Consider the following 23,576-nt stretch of genomic DNA (forward strand, 5'->3'; position numbering starts at 1 on the left):
ACAGGTCAGCCCAATCTTTCAACATAGACCTTGATGCGGCCGCCGCAGGACAGGCCGACCTGCCAAGCGGTTTCGTCGGCAACACCGAACTCGAGCATCCTGGCCTTGCCTGTGCCGATCACATCGATCGCTTCGGTAACCACCGCGCCTTCGACGCAGCCGCCAGAGACCGAGCCGTGGAAATTGCCGTCGGCGTCGATGACCAGATGGCTGCCCACGGGGCGAGGCGCCGATCCCCAGGTCTCGACCACCGTGGCGATGGCGACATCCTTGCCGTCCTTCATCCAGCCTTCCGCGATGATCAGCGGATCGCGGGCCTCGTCGAGATAAATGCTGTTTTCCATGATCGCTTCTCTTGGAGTCTGTTTATGATCTGGGCACCGCCAGTTCGCGCAAGCGGGTTTGTCGTGATCCACTTGGCGCGTAGCAAACGCATGGTCAATCAATCACCGCGAATGCGTCAACTTCGATGAGGTAGTCGGGGGACAGGCTCGCCACGCCAAGCACCACGTCAGTTGGTTTGTGATCTCCGAACAACCCTATCCGCGCCTTTTCGATGATCGGCAGGCATTCATCGCGATTGTAGTTGACGACATAGATCGTGATCCTGGTGACCTGCGTAGGCGCCGCACCGGCGGCGGCAAGTGCTCGGCCGAGATTGGCAAACACCTGGCGCGCCTGAGTCGCAAGATCACCCCGGCCAACAAGCTTACCATGTAGGCCTTCGGGCTCCTGGCCCGAGATGAACACCAACTTGCTCCCTGTCGCAACGACGACCTGGCTGTACGTCTGCGGAATTGGCAGATCCTTGGGGTCGACGCTTTGGAGCGTCATCGATCGGGCCTCCTGTGCGGTGATTTCAATTTTTTCTGGGAGTCTGTTTTCCGATGGATAGACATATGGCTATGCGGCGTGCCTGACGCCAGCGCCCAGCCATCGGCGCGGATCGACAGACTGCGCCGATTTCTTGTCCAGCGAGGCACAGAGATCGGCAAGCGCATCGAGATTGTGTACCGAGCGGAATTCGTCGACATGCGGCAGCATCGCCTTGACGCCGCGGGCGCGCGCCTGGAAACCGTCGAAGCGCAGCAACGGGTTGAGCCAGATCAGCCGCCGGCAGGATTTGTGCAGCCGCTCCATTTCCTCCGACAGGCCGGCGACATCGTCGCGCTCCAGCCCGTCAGTGATCAAAAGCACCACCGCTCCCTGACCCAGCACGCGGCGCGACCACAGCCGGTTGAATTCGGCAAGCGTATCGCCGATGCGGGTGCCGCCCGACCAGTCCTTGACCGCCGCCGAACAGTCGGCCAGTGCGGCATCCGGATCGCGATGGCGCATCTGCCGGGTCAGGTTGGTCAGCCGGGTGCCGAAGACGAACGTGTGGACGCGGCGGCGCTTTTCGGTCAGCGCATGCAGGAAGTGCAGGAAGATGCGCGTGTACTGGCTCATCGAGCCGGAAATGTCGGCCAACACCACCAGCGGCGGGTGAACCTCGCGCTGTGAGCGGAATTTCGGCAGGATCAATTCGCCGCCGGTTCGTGCGGCCGAACGCATCATGGCGCGCGGATCGATGCGGCGGCCATGCGCATCGGCCTTGAAGCGCCGGGTCCGCACCATGTCGAAGGGCAGCCGCAACTGGGCGATCGCCTTCCTGGCATCCACCATTTCGGCGGCGTTCATCTGGGCAAAGTCCTTGCCGCGCAGCACCTCGTTGCCGGAAAAAGTAAAGCGGGCATCGACCTCGATTTCCGGGATTTCCTGCGTCGGCTGGTTCTTCTGATGGCCCTCGAACATCGCCTGGCTGACGCGGTTTTCGGCGGCGCGCGGTTTCTGCTTTTCCCTGGTGTCGGGCGCCACCGGCGAGAACATCGCCAGCATCTTCTCAATCAGTTCGCGCGACTTCCAGAACAGCCGGAAGACTTCGTCGAAAGTGGCGTGATCCTCGTGCCGCGACACCAGCACGGCATGCAGCGTCCAGTAGAAATCATCGCGCGAACCGATGCCGGCGACGAGCACTGCCTCGATGGCATCCTTGACCGACGCCGGTCCGACCCGCATGCCGGCCTTGCGCAAAGTGCGGGCGAAATAGACGATATTGTCGGCAATCCGACCGTCCGCTGTCGCCTCTTTCGGCTCGGGGCGCGGCATCGCCTACTCCGCCGCCGAAAGCTCAGCCTTCACCTCGTTGAGGATGCGCCGGCCTTCGCCTTGTTCGATGCGGGCAATGTCGTCCTGGTATTTCAACAGCACGCCGATGGTGTCCGATACGGTTTCCGGATCGAGCGCCACCTTGTCGAGCTCCGTCAGCGCGCCGGCCCAGTCGATGGTCTCGGCGACGCCCGGCACCTTGAACAGCTCGATCTGGCGCAGCTTCTGGATGAAGGAGACCACCTCGGCCGAAAGCCGCTGGTTGGCCTGCGGCACCTTTCGGCGCACGATCTCCAGCTCGCGCTCGGCGTTGGGATAGTCGACCCAGTGATAGAGACAGCGCCGCTTCAGCGCGTCGTGGATCTCGCGGGTGCGGTTGGTGGTGATGATGACGATCGGCGGTTCTTCCGCCTTGATCGTGCCGAGTTCAGGCACCGTCACCTGGAAATCGGAGAGGATTTCGAGCAGGAAGGCCTCGAAGGCCTCGTCGGTGCGATCGAGCTCATCGATCAGGAAGACCGGCGCGGCACCCGTCTTGCCGGTCAGCGCATCGAGCACCGGGCGACGGATCAGGTATTTTTCGGAGAAGACGTTGCGCTCCATGTCGGTGCGATCGACCTTGCCGGCCGCCTCCTCCATGCGGATCTCGATCATCTGCGCGGCGTAATTCCACTCATAGACGGCCGACGAGACATCGAGGCCTTCATAGCATTGCAGCCGGATCAACCGGCGGCCAAGTGCTTGCGCCAGCACCTTGGCGATCTCGGTCTTGCCGACACCAGCCTCACCCTCGAGGAACAGCGGCCGTTTCATGCGCAGCGACAGGAACAGCACGGTTGCCAGCGACCGGTCGGCCACATAGTCCGCACCGGTCAGCAGATCGAGCGTCTCGTCGATCGTCCGCGGCACGGCGCGCGGTTTCAGCTCGTTCATTCTGTCTCCGTGAACGCCGCCGCCCCGCTGTCCAGAACATGGTAGCCGCGGGCGTGATAGATCAGCGGCCGCAAATTATCGCCCATGCGCAGACCTGTCACCTTGCCAAAAAGCACACGATGCGTGGCCAGGTCCTTGGTGTCGATCAGCTCGCAGTCGAACACCGCGAGCGCGCCCTTCAGCGTCGGCGCGCCGGTCGAAATAACGTCCCACTCGCCGAGCGCGAAACGCTCCTCGACCGGCAGGCCGGTGGTGCCGGAAAAGCCGATCGAGAGCGGCTCCTGATGCGAAGCCAGCGTGTTCAGCGCAAATCTGCCGTTTTTCACGAACGGCTCATTCTTGGGATTTTCGCGGTTGAGGCAGACGAGAATCGTCGGCGGCGTGTCCGACACCGAACAGGCCGCGATCACCGTCGCGCCGCGCTTGCCCGCCGGCCCATCAGTGGTGACCACATGAACGTGGCCGGCAAAATGGCTCATCGCGTCGCGATAGGCCTGCGGCCCAATGTCATTCTTCTTCAGCACCGGAAATTGTCCACAGCCAGAAACCTACCGCTATATATGGCGAGATACGACATGCCACAAGCGAAGTGCTTGGCCCATATCGTGAAATTCGCGTGTTGCACCAAGGCCGGCCAGCCTTTAGGTCTTGGCGGGAATTGGCGCCTGCGAGACGTCGCCAGTTGGGAGGAATTCATCACCAGAATGCGCCCCGGGGTAACGATATCTGCTGCACTGGCCTGGCTGTTCATGGCCGGCTTTGCCAGCGCGCAGACGCTGCTGGTGGGCGTGGCTGCGCCCTTGTCCGGACCATCAGCCATCCTCGGCAAGCAGATCGACGCCGGCACCAGTCTCGCAGCCGAAGCGAATGGCATCGAACTCAAAACCATCGATGACGTCTGTACCGCCGATGGCGGTGCTGCCGCAGCCAGGGAATTCGTGGCGGCCAAGGTCAGCATCGTGGTCGGCTTCCTCTGCACCGACGCGATCGAGGCGGCGATGCCGATCCTGAAAGACGCCAACATTCCGGTCATCACCGTTGGCGTGCGAACCGAAAGCCTGACCGACCGGCGCGCCAAGACCGGCTGGCCAGTCTATCGCCTCGGGCCACGCGGCGACGATGAGCGCAATGCGGTCGCCGCCAGCCTCACCCGCCTGTGGCAGGACGAACTGTTCGCCATCATCGATGACGGCACCATCTATGGCCGCGAAATGGCCGAGACGTTTCGGGCGGCCGCCGAACAGGCGGCGCTGAAGCCGGTTTTCGTCGATACGTTCCGGCCGCAGCTCGACAACCAGATCGGCCTGGTCGGCCGGCTGAAGAAGGCCGGCGCGACGCATGTCTTTGCGGGCGGCGACGGCGACGATGTCGCCATCATGGGCCGTGACGCGGCGCAACTCTCTGCCGGTATCGTGTTCGCCGGGGGCGAAAATCTGCGCACGCCGCCCGGCGATGTGCCCTATGCGACGGGCACGCTGATGATCGCACCGCCTGAATGGGCCGATATCGCCGATCCAAAAGTGCTGGAAAGCTTCTCCGCACGGAGGATCGTGCCGGACGGCTACACACTGCCGGCCTACGCAGCGGTCGAGATCGCCAAGGCAGCATCAGGCCTGTCTGAAACTTCGGGCAAGCCGCTGGCCGACGCGCTGACCGGGCACGATTTCACCACCGCGATCGGGCCGGTCCGCTTTGACGCGAAAGGCGACCTCAGCCAAAGCCCGTACCGCGTCTTCCGCTTCGACGGCACGCGTTTTGCGCCCTTGGAAAGCAACTGATGTTTCGCACCGGCCCGCGCAATCTGATCACCGATGTTGCCGGCCTGCGGGTCGGCAACGCTTCCGACGCCAGGCTGAAGTCCGGTGTCACGACCATCCTTTGCGACGAGCCGGCGGTTGCCGGCGTCCAGATCCTGGGCGGTGCGCCGGGCACCCGCGAGACCGATCTGCTCGAGCCGCACAATTCGGTCGAGGCGGTCCACGCGGTGGTGCTTTCAGGCGGTTCGGCTTTCGGTCTCGATGCGGCATCCGGCGTGCAGGCGGCGCTGCGCGAGCGCGGCATCGGGCTCGAAGTCGGTGGCTTTCGCGTGCCGATCGTGCCGGCGGCGATCCTGTTCGACCTGCGCAATGGCGGCGACAAGGATTGGGGCCGTTATCCACCCTACCGCGACCTCGGCTATGAAGCAGCGCAAGCCGCCACTATCGATTTCCCGCTCGGCACGATCGGCGCCGGCACCGGTGCACTCACCTCCGGGTTGAAGGGCGGCCTCGGCTCGGCCTCGACGCTGCTCGACAATGGCATCGCCATCGGTGCGCTGGCCGCCGTCAATCCGACCGGCTCGGTGACCGTCAGCCGAACCCGTCATTTCTGGGCAGCACCCTTCGAAATCGGCGACGAATTTGGCGGACTTGGCTATCCTTCGCCGATGCCTGACGACGCGAAACGGATCCTGTTGAAATACCGCGACAAGCATGTCGGCAGGCAGATGGAGACCGGTGGCAACACCACCATCGCCGTTATTGCCACGGACGCGGTTCTCACCAAGGCCGCCGCAAAACGACTGGCGATAGCAGCGCATGACGGGTTCGTGCGCGCCATCTGGCCGACGCACACGCCGGCCGACGGCGACCTGGTGTTTGCGCTGGCGACGGGTACCAGTGGTGTCGAGCTTGCGGCCGACGCGGCGATCGACCTTTATGCCGCGGCCGGCGCCACGATGGCGCGCGCCATCAGCCGCGGTGTGTTTGCCGCGACGCCTGCCGATGACGACCTGTTTCCGGTCTGGTCGTCGCGCTTGGGCTGAAGCAGCCGATCAGACGGGATCGGACTTTTCTTCCTCGAAGGTCACCGCGACATCGGAATTCGCCGACAGCCACACCTTCTTGCCGTCGACCTCGGCAACCAGAGCCAGGGAAATGTAGTGGTGATGGCCCTTGTGAGCGCCCTCGCCGCTGTCGGCCTTGGTCAGCTTGATCCGCTTCCCGTCAACCTTGTCGACGGTGCCGACATGCACGCCATCGGCGCCGATGACTTCCATATGCTCACGAATTTTGCTCGTGTCGGTCATGGTGGTTCTCCATTGGATTGCCGACAATAACAAATGACCGGCCGATTGGATGCATCGGCTCTCGGACTGCACGACGTTTTGATTCTGTCGTGCTAATGCATGTCGCTCAGAAGTGGCCCCGGTTCTGAGAGAACGACATGCATAGAAACAAAAAACTAAAGCGCGTCGCTTGAATCCGTTCAAACGCGACGCGCTTTAGGGGATTGAAACGATCACGGCTGCCGGAGTGAAAACCGATGCGACTGCTCTTCCTGTTTGTCGTTGCCCTGCTTGCACAATTTGCAACGTCCATCGCCGCCCATGCCGGCGATGTTGCCGAGCTTGAAATCCTCGGCTTCACCAAGGACGGCGGCGTCTTCGCCTTCGAGGAATATGGCGTCCAGGACGGCTCGGGATTCCCTTATGCCAACCGTTATTATATCGACACGAACGACGACAGCTTTCTCAAGGGAACGCCGATCAGGGTCCGGATCGACGATGAGAATGCCACGCTCGAAGCCGCCCGTCTCGAGGCCCGGCAAAAAGGCGAAGCGATCGTCAAACAGGCTGAGTTGACGGCGAACAGGGGCATCACCGCGGGCTTCAACCCGGTGACCGAGCTTTCGGCCGATCCGCACCGGATGGCGGTCAACCCACGCCCGATCTTTTCGCCGGTCGACCAGCCGCTTGAATTCCGGCTCGACGAGATCGGCATTAACAACACCGAAGGCTGCGAGAGCCAGGGCGAGATCAACGGCTTCCGGCTGCTGCGTATCGAGGCGCAGGATGGCGGCACGACCAAGCTGTTGCACGAGGACAAGTCGATCCCAAAGAGCCGGGGGTGTCCGAACGGCTACCGGATCGGCGCGGTGCAGACGTTTTCAATGGACAGTCTCAGCGGTTACGCGGTGTTGATCGCCGTGCGCCAATACGGCTTCGAGGGGCCGAACTTTCGCTGGATCGCAGTGACCGGCCGCCTGTGACACTGCTTGTGCAATCCGCTAGGCGCAATCGTGCCATGAGCCGCCTTCGCCGCGCCATACCGGCGCCGCGTACAGCGCTTTTCGGCGCCTTGTTGTGGGCGGTGGCGATGGGCGCCAGCGCGCTCGTCACCCTGCTTTTGGATGACTGGGAGACGCCTGAAAAAATCGTCACCGTGTCGCTGCTCTATGCCTGCGGCGGAGCACTTGCCTTTCCGCTTGGCCTGTTCGCGGCGCGGCTGGTCTCGCTCAGCAGGCGCTGGGAGGTTGCGTTCGCAGCGGCGTTCGTGTGCCTGCTCGGCGCGACCATCGGCCTGACGGGCGGGCTGTACGCCTTGCAATACCGCTCCTACTATGCCGAGTGGCACGCACCGGCTTTCACCCGCAACTGGGCCATCCAGTTCGTCTTCACGATCTTGATTGCGCTTTACCAGTTCGCAGTGCTGGGCATCCGGCACTATTTTCCACTCGGTTTCGCCGCCTTGTTTGCCGCGAGCGTCTGGTTTGCGCGGCAGCGGCGTTGAGCATTTTGCCCACCTCTGTTAGGACGCGGGCAAAACTCCTCGACAAGTCAGGACTGACCGATGATCCCTCGTTATTCCCGGCCGGAAATGGTCGCCATCTGGTCGCCCGAAACCCGGTTCCGCATCTGGTTCGAGATCGAAGCTTATGCGTGCGATGCGCTGGCCGAACTCGGTGTCATCCCCAAGGAAGCGGCAAAAACCATCTGGGAAAAGGGCAGTGCTGCAAAATTCAACGTGGAAGCGATCGACGAGATCGAGCGCGTCACCAAGCATGACGTTATCGCCTTCCTCACTCATCTTGCTGAATTCGTCGGACCTGACGCCCGCTTCATCCACCAGGGCATGACCTCATCGGACGTTCTCGACACCTGCTTTGCCGTGCAGCTTACCCGGGCCAGCGACATCCTGCTCGCCGACATCGATGGCCTGCTTGCCGCACTCAAGCGCCGTGCCTTCGAGCACAAGGACACCGTCACCATCGGCCGCAGCCATGGCATCCATGCCGAGCCGACAACCTTCGGCATCAAGCTGGCGCAGGCCTATGCCGAGTTCTCGCGCTGCCGCGAGCGGCTGGTGCACGCGCGGGAAGACATCGCCACCTGCGCCATTTCGGGCGCGGTCGGCACCTTTGCCAACATTGAGCCCTATGTAGAGGAACATGTGGCGGCAAAGCTCGGGCTGAAGCCGGAACCGGTGTCGACGCAGGTGATTCCGCGCGACCGCCACGCCATGTTTTTCGCCACGCTCGGCGTCATCGCCTCGTCGATCGAGCGGCTGTCGATCGAGATCCGGCATCTGCAGCGCACCGAAGTGCTGGAGGCGGAAGAGTATTTTTCGCCGGGTCAAAAGGGCTCGTCGGCGATGCCGCACAAGCGCAATCCGGTGCTGACCGAAAACCTCACCGGCTTAGCCCGCATGGTGCGTTCCATGGCGCTGCCGGCGATGGAGAATGTGGCGCTCTGGCACGAGCGCGACATTTCGCACTCCTCGGTCGAGCGCATGATCGGTCCGGACGCCACGGTGACGCTGGATTTCGCCCTGTCGCGGCTGACAAGCGTCGTCGACAAGCTGCTCGTCTACCCCGACAACATGCTGAAGAACATGAACAAGTTCCGCGGCCTCGTGCATTCGCAGCGCGTCATGCTGGCGCTGACGCAGGCCGGCCTGTCGCGAGAAGACTCCTACCGGCTGGTGCAGCGCAACGCCATGAAGGTGTGGGAGCAAGGCGCTGATTTTCTTGAAGAACTATTGGCCGACAAAGAGGTGACCGCTGCCCTGCCGGAAGCCGAAATCCGCGAGAAATTCGACCTCGGCTACCACACCAAGCATGTCGACACGATCTTCAAGCGGGTGTTCGGGGAAGCCTGAGGCGAGCTTTCCTTCTCCCCGTCACTATGGGGAGAAGACGCTCTCCAAATGGCAATCAGGCCTTGCCGGGAACGGTGTTGATCACAGTCCCCCACGGGTCTTCGCGGGTTACCGGGCTGGTTACATTGTCCGAACGCATCTCGACCCAGGCCAGACCCGACCGGCTCGGATCGCGGCGGCCGGCGCCGGGGCTGCGCCAGGCATTGGCGCCGATGTGGTGGTGATAGCCGCCCGACGACAGGAACACCGCCTGGCCACCATATTTCGCCACCGTGTCGAAGCCGAATTCCTGGTTCCACCAGGCTTCGGCGTCTTCCGGCCTGCCGACACGCAGGTGGACATGGCCGACAATGCTGTTTTCCGGCGCGCCCTGCCAACCGGCGTCACCCGCCGGCACCTCGGCAACAATAGACGGAATGTTCAGCCGCTCGGTCGCCATGGCAATCTTGTCGCCATTCCACTTCCAGTCGTGCGGACGGCGGTCGGCGTAGATCTCGATGCCGTTGCCTTCGGGATCGGTCAGGTAGAGCGCTTCGCTGACCAGATGGTCGGAGGCCCCCTCGATGGCGATCTTGTCGGCGATGGCATGGTTGATCCAGCGGCCGAGATCGGCGCGGCTGGGCAACAGGAAAGCGGTGTGGAACAGGCCCGCACTTTGCGGATCATCCGGCTTTGCCGCCGCATCCGCCTCGATGACCAGCAACGGACGGTTGCCGGCCCCGAGCGTGATCGCGCCATCGGCGCGGCTCAGTTCCTGCAGGCCGACGACGTTGCGATAATAGGCGGCAAGACTTTCGGCGTCGCGCGCCTTCAGCCCGACGCGGGCAACGCTGACGGGTGTCGTGGCGGCAAAAGGCAATTCGCTCATCAAATTCTCCGTTCGGCCGGCCTGCGGTGAAACCTCCAAGACAAAGAGCCCCGCGCCGCCAATCATTGTACGCCGCGCATGGGACCCCGCACACGGCTGTTTCTCTCTCCTGACGACAAATCGTCCATCGGCATCGTTCACACAAGACTTGAAGAAGCGAACATCGTGTTCACTATTTGTGATCAAGAGCGCGATTCATGGCCGTTGCACGAAGCGACGCCGCTCGCTATTTCAGCGCCATGAAGGTCAAAGAAGCAGATATTCTCATCGTGCCGGGCTACACCAATTCCGGCCCGGACCATTGGCAGAGCCGCTGGCAGTCGAAGCTGTCGACGGCGCGCCGCGTCGAGCAGGCGGAGTGGTCCAAACCAGTGCGCGATGACTGGACGGCGAGCGTGGCCAAGGCGGTCAACGAGGCCGAGCGGCCGGTCGTCATCGTCGCGCATTCCCTGGGTGTGGCCGCGGCAGTGCAGGCCATGCCGCAGTTCCAGAAGCCGGTCGCCGGCGCCTTCTTCGTGGCGCCGCCCGACGTCGCCAACCCCGGGATCAAACCCCGGCACCTGATGACCTTCGGTCCCTATCCGCGCGAGCCGCTGCCCTTTCCTTCGATCGTGATCGCCAGCCGCAACGATCCGTTCTGCGCCTTCGATGTCGCCGAGGACATTGCCGGCGCCTGGGGCTCGCTGTTCATCGACGCCGGCGAGACCGGTCACCTCAACGCGGATTCCGGCTTTGGTCCGTGGCCCGAGGGCTCGATGACCTTCGCCAAATTCCTGACGGATCTGAAACCCTGAACTTGCTCAGGCGCCGATCGAATCCCTGACACTCTTCAACAGGGTTTTTGCGCCGAGCCCGATCAGCGCGTGCTCCGAGCCCATGGCCAGCAGCCGATAGCCCATCGAGACGACGCGACCAGCAATTGCCGGCTCGACAACATAGATCGCCGCATGTTTTCCCGCCTTGCGGGTGCGCTCGGCGACCGACGCCACCGTTTCCATCATGCTTTCCAGCGTCGAATTGATGGTCGCGCCGTTGCTCCAGGCGATCGAGAAATCCGACGGGCCGAGGAAGATGCCGTCGATGCCCGGCGTGTCGAGGATGCCGTCGAGAGCATCGAGAGCAGCACGCGTCTCGACCATGGCGAAGGCCATGGTGCGCTGATTGGTGTCGCGCAGCCATTCGGCCTGGTCGCCCTTGCCATGGCGCGGAAAGGCATAGGTCGGGCCCCACGACCGCTCGCCGAGCGGCGGGTATTTCATGGCGGCGGCGAACAGTTTTGCATCGGCCACCGAGTTCACCATCGGCGCAATGACAGCCTCGGCGCCGAAGTCGAGCGCTCGGCTTGCCATGTCGAAGCGGCCGACCGGAATGCGCACCAGCGCCGGCTTGTTTGCGGCGAGCACCGGCACCAGACCGCGCAGCACGCTGTCCTCATGATGGCCGCCATGCTGCATGTCGAGGGTGACGGCATCGAAGCCCTGCTTGGCGACGATCTCGACAGTCAGGGCATCCGGCACGCCGGACCATGCGGTGAACAGCGTTTCATCGGCTGCAAGGCGGGACTTAAGGGACATCTACTCTTTCCTTGTTAAGGATCGCAGTTTCAGCCGGAAACCGCTGCAAGGCAAAGAAAAACCGCCCGGATAGGTCGGGCGGTCGATTGGTCCAGCGCGTGGTCGGATCAGGTGTTCTTGATCTGCTCTATGGCCTGCGCCATCAGCTCGTCCATGGTGCGGCGGATCTGGTGGTCCGACTGGTCGACACCGGCGTCGTCGAAATCCTTGCGGATCTTGCGGAACACGTCGTGATCGCCTGCTTCCTCGATGTCGGCGACGACAACTTGCTTGGCATAGTCGTCGGCATCGGCACCCGACTTTCCAAGCTTTTCGGCGGCCCACAGGCCGAGCGCCTTGTTGCGGCGCGCCGAGGCCTTGAACCGAAGTTCCTCGTCGAATGCGAATTTGCGTTCAAACCCCTCTTCGCGATCCTTCATGCTGCTCATGGCATCCCTCCGATGGAAATCGATTCGCTGGTGACGACGTATATGTGTTGGGGAAGCACAAACCAAAAGGTCGCGAGCCGGTCAATACGCTTCGTTGAATGCTGCGCTGCGGCATTTCAGTCCCGAAAGCGGTTGATTGGAAGGATTTGCCGATTGAGCAAATGATGTGATTGGGATAGACCCGGCATTGAACCCTACCGTAGCCGCACTATTTCAGGCAGACGGACAGGAAATGGTCGATTGCCGCCTGTCCGGAACCCCAGAGAAAAAATCAGATGAAAAATCGCCGCCGCATTTATGAAGGCAAGGCCAAGATCCTCTATGAGGGACCCGAGCCGGGTACGCTCATCCAGTTCTTCAAGGACGACGCAACCGCGTTCAACAAGAAGAAACATGAAGTCGTCGACGGCAAGGGCGTGCTCAACAACCGTATTTCCGAGCACATCTTCAACCATCTCAACCGGATGGGCATCCCGACCCACTTCATCCGCCGGCTCAACATGCGCGAGCAGCTGATCAAGGAAGTCGAGATCATTCCGCTCGAAGTGGTGGTGCGCAATGTCGCCGCCGGTTCGCTGTCCAAGCGCCTCGGCATCGAGGAAGGCACGGTTTTGCCGCGCTCGATCATCGAATTCTATTACAAGGCCGACGCGCTTGACGATCCAATGGTGTCGGAAGAGCACATCACCGCGTTCGGCTGGGCGAGCCCGCAGGAAATCGACGACGTCATGGCGCTCGCCATTCGCGTCAACGACTTCCTCTCCGGCCTGTTCATGGGCGTCGGCATCCAGCTCGTCGATTTCAAGATCGAATGCGGCCGCCTGTTCGAAGGCGACATGATGCGCATCGTCGTCGCCGACGAGATTTCGCCGGATTCATGCCGTCTGTGGGACGTGGCGACGCACGACAAGCTCGACAAGGACCGTTTCCGCCGTGATATGGGCGGCCTCGTCGAAGCCTACCAGGAAGTTGCCCGCCGCCTCGGCATCATGAACGAGAACGAGCCGCCGCGCCCCTCTGGCCCTGTGCTTGTCGCCTCGACCGAAGGCGTCAAAGGCAAGCCGCACTGATAGCGGCTTGCGTCCCGATTTTGAGAACAGGAGCATGTCCAGCGTGATCAAGGCCCGCATTACCGTCACCCTCAAGAACGGCGTGCTCGACCCGCAAGGCAAGGCAATCGAACACGCGCTGTCCGGACTGGGTTTCGGCGGCGTTGGCGCGGTGCGGCAGGGCAAGGTGTTCGACGTCGAACTCTCGGAGACCGACAAGGCCAAGGCCGAAGCCGACCTGAAGGCCATGTGCGACAAGCTGCTGGCGAATACGGTGATTGAGAACTACAGTGTAGCCATTACCTAAGGTTGTACCGGAGGGACTGGTGGCCGAGATCGATGGAAGCCTGATCTTTGAAGTCCTCAAGTCGATTCAGTCGCGGTTGGACAGGATGGATTTGACCCTTGGAGAGGTAAAATCCGAGCTTGGCTCCATCCGCGGTCATCTGATAGCCACTGAGAGTGACGTGAAGAACATCTACGGCGTGCTTGCTCGTCAGGATGATCGACTGGAACATATCGAACGGCGTCTCGACCTGCGCGAATTAGCCGAAGCCCAGAAGCCTTATGAGCCGAAGTGATACAAGTTTGGCCATCGCGATCTGAAACCCGTGCCTTGTTGCGATGCCGAACGACACACAGATTTCAAAATTCATGAGCCTGGTCCTGCGGCACGCGCCGCATGAGGCGGGATTGTCGCTCGACGAGAATGGCTGGACCGATTTTGGCGCGCTCTGCGCGGTCATCCAGTCGAAGTTCGGCGCATCGGTCGCCGACGTTGCGCGCATCGTCGACGAGAATCCGAAAAAGCGCTTTGCCATCGACGGCAATCGCATCCGCGCCGTGCAGGGCCACAGTGTCGATGTCGATCTCGGTCTGTCGCCATCCGTGCCGCCCGATATCCTCTACCACGGCACCAAGGAAGAGTTTCTCCTCAGCATTCTCGGCGAGGGCCTCACCAGCCAGTCACGCCAGCATGTTCACTTGTCAAAGGACGTCGAAACGGCTCTGATCGTCGCACGTCGTCGTAATGGAAAAAGTGTTATCCTGAAGGTCGACTCGGCAACCATGACGAAGGACGGGGCGTTATTCTTTCTCTCCGACAACGGCGTCTGGTTGACCAACCACGTTTCACCCCGGTATCTGGTTCAGATGCTCGAACGGGAATTGCCATGAAATCCGCCGTCGTCCTTCTGCCTGGCCTCAACCGCGACCGTGACATGATCGCGGCGCTGACCAAGATTTCAGGAAAACCACCGGTCACCGTCTGGCAGACCGACACCGAAATCCCGGATGTCGACCTGATCGCCATTCCCGGCGGTTTTTCCTTCGGCGACTATCTGCGCTGCGGCGCGATTGCCGCGCGCATGCCGGTGATGCGGGCGGTTGCCGAACAGGCCGCCAAGGGCGTCATGGTCATCGGCGTCTGCAACGGCTTCCAGATCCTGGTCGAGGCCGGGCTACTGCCGGGGGCGCTGATGCGCAACACCTCGCTCAAATTCGTCTGCCGGCAGGTCAAGCTGCAGATCACCAACGCCAACACCATGTTCACCCGCCGGTACCAGCCGGGCCAGATCATCCGCTCGCCGGTGGCGCATCATGACGGCAACTATTTTGCCGACGCCGACACGCTTGCCCGCCTCGAAGGCGAAGGCCAAGTGGTGTTCCGCTATGCCGACGGCACCAACCCCAACGGCTCGATCAACGACATTGCCGGCATCATCAACGAACGCGGCAATGTGCTCGGCTTGATGCCGCACCCGGAAAACCTGATCGAAGCAGCCCACGGCGGCAGCGACGGCCGGGCGCTGTTCGAGAGCGCGCTTGGCATTGCTGCCTGACATCATAAAGGCGAACGCCTTGAAAACTGCCGGACATTCCTGTCTCTTCATTGGGGCAAGTCCGTATCATTGGGGAGAGAGACGGTCATGAAACTCTATTCGCGACCGTTGTCGCCCTATTCGTCGATCGTGCGGGCACTGGCCTACATCAAGGATGTGCCGCTCAAGATCATCGCGCCGCCGCCCGGCTTTCCGATCCCGGAAGAGTTCCGCGCCATTTCGCCGCTCAACCGGATTCCGGTACTGATCACCGGCTCGGGTGAAACGATCGTCGAATCGGTGGTCATCGCCGAATATCTCGAGGAACGCTTTCCGGAACCGGCATTGCTGCCGCCTGATTCCAAGGACCGCGCGCTGGTGCGCATGTTCGCCCGCATCACCGATCTCGACGTGCTGACCCCGACGATGAAGCTTTTCGAACTGCATTTCGTGCCGAAGCGGAACAATGCCGAGATCGACGCCCAGTTCGCCCGCCTGCGCCACGGACTGGCGGCGATCGAGGCACGCATGGCGCAAGGCCCCTTCGCTCTCGGCGACGACATCAGTTTGGCCGATGCCTGGCTGACGCCGACGCGGTTCATCTTCAACCAGTTCCGGGCCATGACAGGGCGCCACGACCTGCTCGACGCCTACCCCAAATTCGATGCCTACGAACAGATCGCCTCGCAGCATCCGGCATTGTCGCGGGTGTGGGGCGAAATGAACGACGGTTTGAAGATCTTCCTGTCCGAACTTGAGATGGGTGCCGCTTGATCAACAGCAAGACGATCGCGCTGGTCGCCGCAGCGGGCTTCGCGCTGGCGTCCTGCCAGTCGAGCCCGAAAAGCGCGCCCGTCCCCTCGGGCAAAAGTGCCTCGTTGCTGGCCATGGAACAGGTGGCAATCGCTGCCCACAAATGCTGGATCGCAAGCAAGGACCCGGCCTTCAAGCAATACCAGATGGCCAACGAGCTGAATTCGTACAGCGGCACGCCGCGTTTCCTGCTGGTTCCGGCCAAGCACTATGGCGGCAAACCACTGCTGGTCGTGCAGGCGCAAGGCAATTCGAGCCGCGTCGACGCGTTTGGACCGCTGATCGACGGCCCGCTCGGTGCGCGCATCGGTTCGGACATCGCGCGCTGGCAGGCGGGCAATCCCTCCTGCGCGGCAGCCGCATAGGCAATGAGCCGGTTCCTGCAGATCGCGGGTCTGGTCATCGGTCTGGCCGGACTTGTCCTGCAGTTCGGCATCAGCATTCCGGCGTCGATGGAGGCCGGCCGCAGCCTGCTCGGCTCCGTCGTCTTCCTTTTCAGCTTCTTCACCATTCTGACCAATATCGGCGCGGTGCTGGTCCACACCTCGCTGCTGTCGTCCACCGGCTACGCGTGGCTGCCTGCCTTCGCGGGATTCCGGATACGCGCCGGCATCGCCATTTCGATCACTCTGGTGTTCATCATCTATGCGACGGTTCTGGCGCAGCTCTGGCAGCCACAGGGTCTGTTCCTGCTCTGCGACGTCCTGCTACACTATGTGACGCCGGTGCTGTTCGTGCTGTGGTGGCTGGTCGCAGGCGCTGACGGCAGGACGCGGTGGGGCGACATCTCCTGGTGGATGCTCTATCCCGTGGCCTATCTGATCTATGCGCTGGCGCGGGCGCCGTTTGCCGGCGAGGTGCCCTACCCTTTCCTCGACGTCGCCAAGAACGGCGCAGCCAGCGTCGCCATCTCGGCGGCGGCCATCACCGGGCTTTTTCTGGTGCTGTGCGTGATCGCAATCCTTGTCGACCACGGCGTTGCACGAATCAGAACATCCAGCGTCCGCTAGTTGTGCGGACTCCGATCCCGCGTCTTGGGATCATGGTCAGTCCCAGAACGGTCTGATGGCCTCGCGGTGGGCGTCGCAGCGCGACACACCGATATCCTTGAGCTGATCATCGGTCATCTCAAGCAATACCAGCCGGCTGCGCCGGCGTTCCAGCAGATGGTCGATCCATTTCGCCAGCGACCGGACCACATGCACCAGACGGCCGGCAAAGCCGCGCCGGCCCGATGGGCGTGTCGATTGACCCGATAACTCGGCTCTCGAATGGCTGATTGTCGCGATTGTATTCATTTTCTTTCTACCAGAGTTCCAAATTGCACCCTTTTTGGCGCGTGACTGATATGTATTGACTCACAATTCGGTGCAATATAGAAAATTGTCACCATGACAAATTGGCTTCCAGATCTCACCGCCGGCTCCGGGCCGCTGTATCAACGGCTTGCGGATTCCATCGAAACGGACATCGACCGGGGGGTGATCGACGCCGGGGCAAAGCTGCCGCCACAACGCGACCTCGCCTACGACATCGGCACCACCGTCGGCACGGTCGGCCGGGCCTATCAATTGCTGCGCGAACGCGGGCTGGTGAGCGGCGAAGTCGGGCGTGGAACCTATGTGCTCGGCCAGCGCGGCGATGATGCGAGGCCGAGCTCGCTGGCCCCAGACGTCACCGGCGAAGGCACACGCTATATTGATGCGCCGCGCGGCAAGCTGCGTTTCGACAGCACCGCCGCGCCCGACATCGGCCAGGGCGCCATAGTCGCCGATGTCCTGACGCGCGCGGCGCAGGATTATCCGCATGAGATTTCAAGCTACACGCGGGATTTTCCGGACCGCTGGTACGAAGCCGGCGCCCGCTGGCTGTCGCGCAATTCGTTTCGCCCAAACGCCGACGCCATCGTTCCAACGCTGGGCACACATGCCGCTGTGATGGCGGCGATCGCAGCGCTGACAACGCCCGGCGATTATGTCGCCTTCGAGCACCTCACCTACTCGCAGATTTCCCGCAGCGCCGGTCTGATCGGCCGGCGCACCGCTCTGGTGGCGTCGGATGACCAGGGCATCGACCCGGCCGATTTCGAGCGCGTCTGCGCGCAGAAGCATCCCAGGATGATCTTCCTGATGCCAACGGCGCAGAATCCCACGCTGGTGACCTTGTCGGCGGCGCGCCGCGAGGCGATCGCGCGTGTCGCACGCGAATACAATGTCGTTCTCATCGAGGACGATCTCTACGGCAACCTGACCGATGATCCGACGCCGCTGCTGGCCGAATATGCGCCCGAACGCACCATTGTCGCTGGCGGCCTGTCGAAATCGGTCGCGGCGGGTGTGCGCGGCGGCTGGCTGTCCTGCCCACCCGCCTATCGCCATCGCATCCGCGTCGCCCACAAGATGATGACCGGTGGCATGCCTTTCCTGCTGGCGGAGGTGAATACAAGGCTGGTGCTGTCCGGCCAGGCGGACGAGATACGCAAACGCAGTATCACCGAAATCGGCGCCCGGATTGCCATCGTGCGCGAGACGCTGGCCGGATTCGCGTTCAAGTCACACGAAAAGGTTCCGTTTGTCTGGCTGACCCTGCCCGACCCCTGGCTTTCCGGCACCTTCAAGAATGCCTGTCTCGAACATGGGGTTCTGATCGACGACGAGGACGAGTTCAAGGCCGGCCGCTCCGAGCAGGTTTTCCACGGCGTCCGCTTCGGCGTTTCACAGCCAAGACAACGCAAGGACATCGCCGAAGGCGTCGCCGTGATCCGGCGGCTTCTCGATGAGGGCCGCGCCGGCTACGACAGCTTCTCCTGAGCCATAAGGCGCCTTGGCGCGAGGGATCGGTGCCTGCTCGGGATTGCCCTGTGGCTTTGTCCGGTTTTCCTGCGTTTTTCGTCGATCCATGGGGTGTATCGGCCGCAAGGCTTGCGATAAGACGGGACTCAAATCCCAACGCTACGGATAAAAACCGCCGCCCATGACCATTTCCAATTCCGTGCCGATCACCCCCGAGCTCATCGCCGCTCATGGGCTAAAGCCCGACGAGTATCAGCGTATCCTCGACCTCGTCGGTCGTGAGCCGAGCTTCACCGAGCTCGGCATCTTCTCGGCGATGTGGAACGAGCATTGTTCGTACAAATCCTCGAAGAAATGGCTGCGCACCTTGCCGACCACGGGCCCGAAGGTCATCCAGGGACCGGGCGAGAATGCCGGCGTGGTCGACATCGGCGACGGCGACTGCGTCGTCTTCAAGATGGAGAGCCACAACCATCCCTCCTTCATCGAGCCCTACCAGGGTGCGGCGACCGGCGTCGGCGGCATCTTGCGCGACGTCTTCACCATGGGCGCGCGGCCGGTCGCGGCGATGAATGCGCTGCGCTTCGGCGCGCCTGACCATCCCAAGACCAGGCACCTCGTCTCTGGCGTGGTTTCCGGTGTCGGCGGCTACGGCAACGCCTTCGGCGTACCGACGGTGGGCGGCGAGGTCAATTTCGACGCCCGCTACAATGGCAACATCCTGGTCAACGCCTTTGCCGCCGGCATAGCCAAGACAGACGCCATCTTCCTGTCGGAAGCCAAGGGCGTCGGCCTGCCGGTCGTCTATCTCGGCGCCAAGACCGGCCGCGATGGCGTCGGCGGCGCCACCATGGCGTCGGCCGAATTCGACGACAAGATCGACGAGAAGCGCCCGACCGTGCAGGTCGGCGACCCCTTCACCGAAAAGTGCCTGCTGGAAGCCTGCCTCGAACTGATGGCCTCGGGTGCCGTCATCGCTATCCAGGACATGGGTGCGGCCGGCCTCACCTGCTCGGCGGTCGAGATGGGCGCCAAGGGCGATCTCGGCATCGAACTCGATCTCGACAAGGTGCCGGTGCGCGAAGAGCGCATGAGCGCCTATGAGATGATGCTGTCGGAAAGCCAGGAGCGCATGCTGATGGTGCTGCGCCCCGAAAAGGAAAAGGAAGCCGAGGCGATCTTCCACAAATGGGGCCTCGACTTCGCCATCGTCGGCAAGACCACCGACGATCTGCGTTTTCGCGTGCTGCACCAGGGCGATGAGGTCGCCGACCTGCCGATCAAGGATCTCGGCGACAAGGCACCGGAGTATGATCGTCCTTGGGTCGAACCAAAGAAGCCCGCACCGCTTGCCGCCAATGACGTTCCTCAGGCCGATGTCGCCGAGGCGCTGTTGAAGCTGCTCGGCGGACCGGATCTTTCGTCGCGCCGCTGGGTGTGGGAGCAGTACGACACCCTGATCCAGGGCAATTCCCTGCAGCTTCCCGGCGGCGATGCCGGCGTGGTGCGCGTCGACGGCCATCCGACCAAGGCGCTCGCCTTCTCCTCCGACGTCACCCCGCGCTATTGCGAGGCCGACCCCTACGAGGGTGGCAAGCAGGCGGTGGCCGAATGCTGGCGCAACCTGACCGCCACCGGCGCTCTGCCGTTGGCGGCCACCGACAATCTCAATTTCGGCAATCCGGAGCGGCCTGAGATCATGGGCCAGTTGGTCGGCGCGGTAAAAGGCATTGGCGACGCCTGCCGCGCGCTCGGCTTCCCGATCGTCTCCGGCAATGTCTCGCTCTACAACGAGACCAACGGCCAGGGCATCCTGCCGACACCGACCATCGGTGGTGTCGGCCTGATCGCCGACTGGTCGAAGATGGTGCGCACCGGTTTTGCGGCGCAAGGCCAGATGATCCTGCTGGTCGGCGCGCCCGCTTCCTGGGGAACGCATCTCGGCCAGTCGGTCTATTTCAGAGACATTCATGGGCGCAGCGACGGTCCGCCGCCGCCGGTCGATCTCGATCATGAAAAGCGCGTCGGCGACCATGTGCGCGCGCTGATCGCGTCCGGCATCGTCACGGCGGCGCATGACGTTTCCGACGGAGGCATCGCCGTGGCTCTGGCCGAGATGGCGATGGCGTCGGGCATCGGCGCCACGGTTCCCGGGCTTGTCGGCACCGACCCGATCCCGGTCTGGTTCGGCGAGGACCAAGGCCGCTATCTCCTGACGCTGTCGATCGATCCGGATAGCGAAGAATGGGACGCCATTCGCAAGCAGCAAGGCGAACTCGGCATCTTCGCGCCGTGGATCGGTTCGACCGGCGGCAGCGCGCTGAAGCTTGGCGAGGCGCGGGCGATCCCGGTCGGCCAACTGAGCGCGGCGCACGAAGGCTGGTTCCCCCGCTTCATGGGTCAGGCCAGTTGAGCAGACTGGCTGCCCGGGCGCTGCTTGCAGTCGTTTTCTGGCCGTCGCTGTTCTTCTTCTGGTTCCTCGGGCCGTTCGTCCTGTTCCTGCTGTCAACGACCTCGAGCGAGGTTTGCGCGCGGCTGGAAACACGTGCCGAGTTCCTTGCCGCGGCCAACGGCACCATTCCGATGCTTGTCGCCCAGAACTTCATCTACGCGGTTCCGATCGTTTGCCTGGTGTTGTGGGGCCGCCTTGCGCCGGATCCGGGACGAGCAAGGCATATTGTCACCTGCATCAAGCTTTTCGCCGCCGCGATGATCGTTGGAGCGTTGTGGGAATATGGCTCTTCGCTTGTCTGCGATGGCTACGGCCAGCCATTCTTCTCGCCCGCCTGGCAAATGACGAGCTATCTCCCCATCGTCAGCCTGATTATCAACATTCCGCTCTATGTGCTGGCCTTCAGCCTTGGTCGCGCCTTTTCGACGCGCGAGGATGCTGCCGAGGACCAAGCAAGCCCGCCAGCCTAAGTCGGCCCCTGAAGCCCCAGCGCCTTCTTGCCGGTGGCAGGACTGAACGGCTTCAATCCGGACCAGAAAGGCTTTAGGCTCGTCCGACTCTTAGCTTATGGCCGCTACCGGCCGCTCGAAACAGGATTTTGCCATGGCAATGGATGCCCACGACATCGAAAAACTGATCAAGGACGGCATTCCGGACGCCAAGGTGACGATCCGCGATCTGGCCGGTGATGGCGACCACTACGCGGCCGAGGTAGTGGCTGAGAGCTTTCGCGGCAAGAGCCGCGTCCAGCAGCACCAGATGGTCTATGACGCGCTGAAGGGCAATATGGGCGGCGTGCTGCACGCACTGGCGCTGCAGACCAGCGTTCCCGACTAATCCGCAGCAGAACAAAAACCGCCACCCTAACCGGCATCAGCGAAGACCGCTTGGCCCAAAACGGCCGATCCTTTGCGCCATTTCAGCTAGGGCACGGCTAACGTCTTGTTTCGAGCAATCGTTGGGTTTATTTGAAAGGTATGTTTCGAGCCTGACTCCCACAGGCGGGAAAGGATATTCCATGAGCGGCATCAACGACTACATCGACAATGAAGTGAAGGGCAACGACGTCGTCCTTTTCATGAAGGGCACGCCCGGCTTTCCGCAGTGCGGATTTTCCGGCCAGGTCGTCCAGATCCTCGACTATATCGGTGCCGACTACAAAGGCGTCGACGTGCTGACCTCGGCCGAGCTGCGCCAGGGTATCAAGGAATACTCCAACTGGCCGACCATCCCACAGCTTTACGTCAAGGGTGAATTCGTTGGCGGCTGCGACATCATTCGCGAGATGTTCCAGGCAGGCGAACTGCAGACGTTCCTCGTCGAGAAGGGCGTCAGCGTCAAAGGCGCCGCCTGATTCTGTTTTTGCACGGACCGAAAATCGATCTCGATTTTCAGTCCGTGCGCCAGGCGCCCGGGCAGCCCCTCCTCGGCAATTTTTTTGTCCCTGATACCGGGACCAAGACGAGCCAATGCGCCGGCGCGCCGGCGCGTTTTCGTTTGAGAGATCGGACTTGCCGTGGACCAGCCGACAATAGCGCCGCAATCGGCAAGCAAACTGCCCATTCCGCGCTGGGAGTTCATTGCGCTGTGCGCCGCGCTGATGGCGCTGAACTCGCTGGCCATCGACATCATGTTGCCGGCTCTGCAACAGATCGGCGCCTCGCTGGGCGTCGAGAACGAAAACCATCGGCAATATGTCATAACAGCCTATATTCTGGGCTTCGGCGGCGGCCAGCTGTTTTTCGGTCCGCTCTCGGATCGTTTCGGACGGCGCGCGCCGCTGGTTGCCGGGCTGGTGATCTATGTCGCCGCGGCTGCGGCGGCCGCCGTTGCGCCAAGCTTTGAGACACTGCTGCTGTGCCGCGCCGTGCAAGGCATTGGCGCTGCCGCCACCCGCGTCATCGCCATCTCGATCGTGCGCGATACGTTCGACGGCCGGCGCATGGCCGAGGTGATGTCGCTGATCTTCATGGTGTTCATGGCCATACCGGTCATTGCGCCGGGGATCGGCCAGTTCATCATGCTGTTTGCAACCTGGCATTGGATCTTCGTCACCATGGCTGTCGGCGCGCTGATCGTGTCGGCGTGGTCGCTGCTGCGCCTGCCCGAGACACTGCATGAGGAGTATCGCAGGCCACTTACTGTTTCATCAGTCGTCGGTGGCTTCCGCATCGTGCTGACCAACCGCATGGCGCTCTGCTACGCCTTCGCCAGCACGTTCATCGTCGGCGCCATGTTCGGCTTCATCGCCTCGGCGCAACAAATCTATGTCGACGTCTTCAATGTCGGCGAGATGTTCCCCGTGATCTTCGCCGGTGTCGCCGGCGTGCTCGCTTTTTCCAACTATTTGAACTCACGCCTCGTCGGCCGCATCGGCATGCGCCGACTGTCGCAGACCGCGCTGCTGCTGTTTTTGACCATCAGCCTGGTCTGGCTGGTGGTTTCCCTGGAAATGAAGATGCCGCTCTGGCTGTTCATCACCCTTTTTGCCTGTGCCATGCTTCCGTTCGGTGCGCTCGGCGCGAATTTCAATGCGCTGGCCATGGAACCGCTCGGCCAACTCGCCGGCACGGCGTCATCCATATTGGGTTTCATGCAGACATTTCTCGGCGGCATTCTCGGCACGCTGATCGGCCAGGCCTTCAACGGCACGGTTACGCCGTTGGCCGCAGGCTTCTGCAGCGTCTCCGTGGCAGCGCTTGTGATGATCTTGATCGCCGAACGCGGCAAGATGTTTCAGCCACACAACCCGCCGGTTTGAGGCGACCCTGCGACGCAGCG

30 protein-coding genes are annotated in these 23,576 nt (G+C 62.3%); 20 read left to right on the forward strand and 10 right to left on the reverse strand.

Translation table 11 applies throughout. From position 1 onward, the window contains the following. Nucleotides 1-5: 5 nt before the first annotated feature. From AC1DZU_RS20620 to AC1DZU_RS20640, 5 genes are all read right to left on the reverse strand, one after another. A complete protein-coding gene (locus AC1DZU_RS20620) occupies nt 6-344 on the reverse strand; it encodes an XdhC family protein (protein ID WP_477287790.1) in 339 nt (112 codons plus the stop codon). 94 nt (nt 345-438) lie between these two features. Next, nucleotides 439-834, reverse strand: coding sequence for a RidA family protein (locus tag AC1DZU_RS20625; RefSeq protein WP_477287792.1), 396 nt, complete (start codon nt 832-834; stop codon nt 439-441). A gap of 69 nt (nt 835-903) precedes the next feature. Continuing rightward, on the reverse strand, nt 904-2,148 hold the full coding sequence (locus tag AC1DZU_RS20630; protein ID WP_477287794.1) for a vWA domain-containing protein: 1,245 nt from the start codon (nt 2,146-2,148) through the stop codon (nt 904-906). A 3-nt stretch (nt 2,149-2,151) separates the two neighbouring features. Further along, a complete protein-coding gene (locus AC1DZU_RS20635) occupies nt 2,152-3,081 on the reverse strand; it encodes an AAA family ATPase (protein ID WP_477287796.1) in 930 nt (309 codons plus the stop codon). Then, nucleotides 3,078-3,605 carry a flavin reductase gene (locus AC1DZU_RS20640; RefSeq protein ID WP_477287798.1) on the reverse strand — a complete coding sequence of 176 codons (528 nt, stop codon included), beginning with the start codon at nt 3,603-3,605 and terminating at the stop codon, nt 3,078-3,080. Before AC1DZU_RS20640 ends, AC1DZU_RS20635 begins: the two co-directional genes overlap by 4 nt. A 180-nt stretch (nt 3,606-3,785) precedes the next feature. Here AC1DZU_RS20640 and AC1DZU_RS20645 point away from each other — a divergent pair, with 180 nt between their 5' ends. Both AC1DZU_RS20645 and AC1DZU_RS20650 read left to right on the forward strand, forming a co-directional pair. Beyond that, on the forward strand, nt 3,786-4,859 hold the full coding sequence (locus AC1DZU_RS20645; RefSeq protein WP_477287800.1) for a branched-chain amino acid ABC transporter substrate-binding protein: 1,074 nt from the start codon (nt 3,786-3,788) through the stop codon (nt 4,857-4,859). Continuing rightward, the gene (locus AC1DZU_RS20650) at nt 4,859-5,884 is read left to right on the forward strand and encodes a P1 family peptidase (RefSeq protein ID WP_477287802.1); all 1,026 of its coding nucleotides are present in this window, start codon (nt 4,859-4,861) and stop codon (nt 5,882-5,884) included. Before AC1DZU_RS20645 ends, AC1DZU_RS20650 begins: the two co-directional genes overlap by 1 nt. Nucleotides 5,885-5,893: 9 nt before the next feature. On the opposite strand, the gene AC1DZU_RS20655 is transcribed toward AC1DZU_RS20650, so the two are convergent. Next, a complete protein-coding gene (locus tag AC1DZU_RS20655) occupies nt 5,894-6,148 on the reverse strand; it encodes a DUF2171 domain-containing protein (protein WP_184870741.1) in 255 nt (84 codons plus the stop codon). A 236-nt stretch (nt 6,149-6,384) separates the two neighbouring features. On the opposite strand from AC1DZU_RS20655, the gene AC1DZU_RS20660 reads away from it, so the two are divergent. Genes AC1DZU_RS20660 through purB form a run of 3 tightly spaced genes read left to right on the forward strand, consistent with a single transcriptional unit; the run spans nt 6,385 to nt 8,999 of the window. Beyond that, entirely contained in the window at nt 6,385-7,110 is a 726-nt protein-coding gene (locus AC1DZU_RS20660) for a DUF2259 domain-containing protein (RefSeq protein ID WP_477287804.1), read from the forward strand. A 35-nt stretch (nt 7,111-7,145) separates the two neighbouring features. Then, nucleotides 7,146-7,631 (forward strand): hypothetical protein, encoded by a 486-nt coding sequence (locus AC1DZU_RS20665; RefSeq protein WP_477287806.1) that lies wholly within the window; start codon nt 7,146-7,148, stop codon nt 7,629-7,631. A gap of 60 nt (nt 7,632-7,691) precedes the next feature. Continuing rightward, a complete protein-coding gene (gene purB, locus AC1DZU_RS20670) occupies nt 7,692-8,999 on the forward strand; it encodes an adenylosuccinate lyase (RefSeq protein WP_184870743.1) in 1,308 nt (435 codons plus the stop codon). Between the two features lie 55 nt (nt 9,000-9,054). Here the strand turns inward: purB and AC1DZU_RS20675 are convergent, their stop codons facing one another. Next, nucleotides 9,055-9,867: a VOC family protein gene (locus AC1DZU_RS20675; protein ID WP_477287808.1), complete on the reverse strand. Its 813-nt coding sequence runs from the start codon at nt 9,865-9,867 to the stop codon at nt 9,055-9,057. 239 nt (nt 9,868-10,106) lie between these two features. On the opposite strand from AC1DZU_RS20675, the gene AC1DZU_RS20680 reads away from it, so the two are divergent. Next, complete coding sequence (locus AC1DZU_RS20680; RefSeq protein WP_477287927.1) at nt 10,107-10,661, forward strand: RBBP9/YdeN family alpha/beta hydrolase; 555 nt, start codon at nt 10,107-10,109, stop codon at nt 10,659-10,661. 6 nt (nt 10,662-10,667) lie between these two features. On the opposite strand, the gene AC1DZU_RS20685 is transcribed toward AC1DZU_RS20680, so the two are convergent. Together AC1DZU_RS20685 and AC1DZU_RS20690 are read right to left on the reverse strand one after the other, a co-directional pair. Further along, nucleotides 10,668-11,441 carry an HpcH/HpaI aldolase family protein gene (locus AC1DZU_RS20685; RefSeq protein WP_111542506.1) on the reverse strand — a complete coding sequence of 258 codons (774 nt, stop codon included), beginning with the start codon at nt 11,439-11,441 and terminating at the stop codon, nt 10,668-10,670. Between the two features lie 107 nt (nt 11,442-11,548). Continuing rightward, nucleotides 11,549-11,869: a DUF1476 domain-containing protein gene (locus AC1DZU_RS20690; RefSeq protein WP_477287811.1), complete on the reverse strand. Its 321-nt coding sequence runs from the start codon at nt 11,867-11,869 to the stop codon at nt 11,549-11,551. A 275-nt stretch (nt 11,870-12,144) separates the two neighbouring features. Here AC1DZU_RS20690 and purC point away from each other — a divergent pair, with 275 nt between their 5' ends. The 8 genes from purC (at nt 12,145) to AC1DZU_RS20730 (ending at nt 16,561) form a co-directional block, all read left to right on the forward strand. After that, nucleotides 12,145-12,939 (forward strand): phosphoribosylaminoimidazolesuccinocarboxamide synthase, encoded by a 795-nt coding sequence (gene purC / locus AC1DZU_RS20695; RefSeq protein WP_477287813.1) that lies wholly within the window; start codon nt 12,145-12,147, stop codon nt 12,937-12,939. Nucleotides 12,940-12,982: 43 nt separating this feature from the next. Then, entirely contained in the window at nt 12,983-13,225 is a 243-nt protein-coding gene (purS, locus tag AC1DZU_RS20700) for a phosphoribosylformylglycinamidine synthase subunit PurS (RefSeq protein WP_477287929.1), read from the forward strand. Nucleotides 13,226-13,244: 19 nt separating this feature from the next. Continuing rightward, nucleotides 13,245-13,499 (forward strand): hypothetical protein, encoded by a 255-nt coding sequence (locus tag AC1DZU_RS20705; protein WP_477287815.1) that lies wholly within the window; start codon nt 13,245-13,247, stop codon nt 13,497-13,499. Nucleotides 13,500-13,542: 43 nt separating this feature from the next. Then, nucleotides 13,543-14,094 carry an RNA 2'-phosphotransferase gene (locus AC1DZU_RS20710; protein WP_477287817.1) on the forward strand — a complete coding sequence of 184 codons (552 nt, stop codon included), beginning with the start codon at nt 13,543-13,545 and terminating at the stop codon, nt 14,092-14,094. Next, nucleotides 14,091-14,759 (forward strand): phosphoribosylformylglycinamidine synthase subunit PurQ, encoded by a 669-nt coding sequence (purQ, locus tag AC1DZU_RS20715; RefSeq protein WP_477287819.1) that lies wholly within the window; start codon nt 14,091-14,093, stop codon nt 14,757-14,759. The genes AC1DZU_RS20710 and purQ overlap by 4 nt, the downstream gene beginning before the upstream one ends. 87 nt (nt 14,760-14,846) lie before the next feature. Next, the gene (locus AC1DZU_RS20720) at nt 14,847-15,512 is read left to right on the forward strand and encodes a glutathione S-transferase family protein (RefSeq protein WP_477287821.1); all 666 of its coding nucleotides are present in this window, start codon (nt 14,847-14,849) and stop codon (nt 15,510-15,512) included. Next, nucleotides 15,509-15,916 (forward strand): hypothetical protein, encoded by a 408-nt coding sequence (locus AC1DZU_RS20725; RefSeq protein ID WP_477287823.1) that lies wholly within the window; start codon nt 15,509-15,511, stop codon nt 15,914-15,916. Before AC1DZU_RS20720 ends, AC1DZU_RS20725 begins: the two co-directional genes overlap by 4 nt. A gap of 3 nt (nt 15,917-15,919) precedes the next feature. Beyond that, nucleotides 15,920-16,561, forward strand: a complete 642-nt coding sequence (locus AC1DZU_RS20730) for a Pr6Pr family membrane protein (protein ID WP_477287825.1) — start codon at nt 15,920-15,922, stop codon at nt 16,559-16,561. A 36-nt stretch (nt 16,562-16,597) separates the two neighbouring features. Here the strand turns inward: AC1DZU_RS20730 and AC1DZU_RS20735 are convergent, their stop codons facing one another. Continuing rightward, a complete protein-coding gene (locus AC1DZU_RS20735) occupies nt 16,598-16,849 on the reverse strand; it encodes a DUF1127 domain-containing protein (protein ID WP_477287827.1) in 252 nt (83 codons plus the stop codon). 93 nt (nt 16,850-16,942) lie between these two features. Here AC1DZU_RS20735 and AC1DZU_RS20740 point away from each other — a divergent pair, with 93 nt between their 5' ends. From AC1DZU_RS20740 to AC1DZU_RS20765, 6 genes are all read left to right on the forward strand, one after another. Further along, the gene (locus AC1DZU_RS20740) at nt 16,943-18,361 is read left to right on the forward strand and encodes an aminotransferase-like domain-containing protein (protein ID WP_477287829.1); all 1,419 of its coding nucleotides are present in this window, start codon (nt 16,943-16,945) and stop codon (nt 18,359-18,361) included. Nucleotides 18,362-18,524: 163 nt separating this feature from the next. After that, the gene (purL, locus tag AC1DZU_RS20745; RefSeq protein ID WP_477287831.1) at nt 18,525-20,756 is read left to right on the forward strand and encodes a phosphoribosylformylglycinamidine synthase subunit PurL; all 2,232 of its coding nucleotides are present in this window, start codon (nt 18,525-18,527) and stop codon (nt 20,754-20,756) included. Further along, a complete protein-coding gene (locus AC1DZU_RS20750; protein WP_477287833.1) occupies nt 20,753-21,265 on the forward strand; it encodes a hypothetical protein in 513 nt (170 codons plus the stop codon). Before purL ends, AC1DZU_RS20750 begins: the two co-directional genes overlap by 4 nt. A 133-nt stretch (nt 21,266-21,398) precedes the next feature. Then, a complete protein-coding gene (locus AC1DZU_RS20755; RefSeq protein WP_010909092.1) occupies nt 21,399-21,632 on the forward strand; it encodes a BolA/IbaG family iron-sulfur metabolism protein in 234 nt (77 codons plus the stop codon). Between the two features lie 181 nt (nt 21,633-21,813). Next, nucleotides 21,814-22,149 (forward strand): Grx4 family monothiol glutaredoxin, encoded by a 336-nt coding sequence (gene grxD, locus AC1DZU_RS20760; RefSeq protein ID WP_111542518.1) that lies wholly within the window; start codon nt 21,814-21,816, stop codon nt 22,147-22,149. A gap of 162 nt (nt 22,150-22,311) precedes the next feature. Continuing rightward, nucleotides 22,312-23,556 carry a multidrug effflux MFS transporter gene (locus AC1DZU_RS20765; RefSeq protein WP_477287835.1) on the forward strand — a complete coding sequence of 415 codons (1,245 nt, stop codon included), beginning with the start codon at nt 22,312-22,314 and terminating at the stop codon, nt 23,554-23,556. Nucleotides 23,557-23,576 lie beyond the last annotated feature (20 nt).

The sequence above is a fragment of the Mesorhizobium sp. P2_A12 genome, assembly GCF_056405075.1.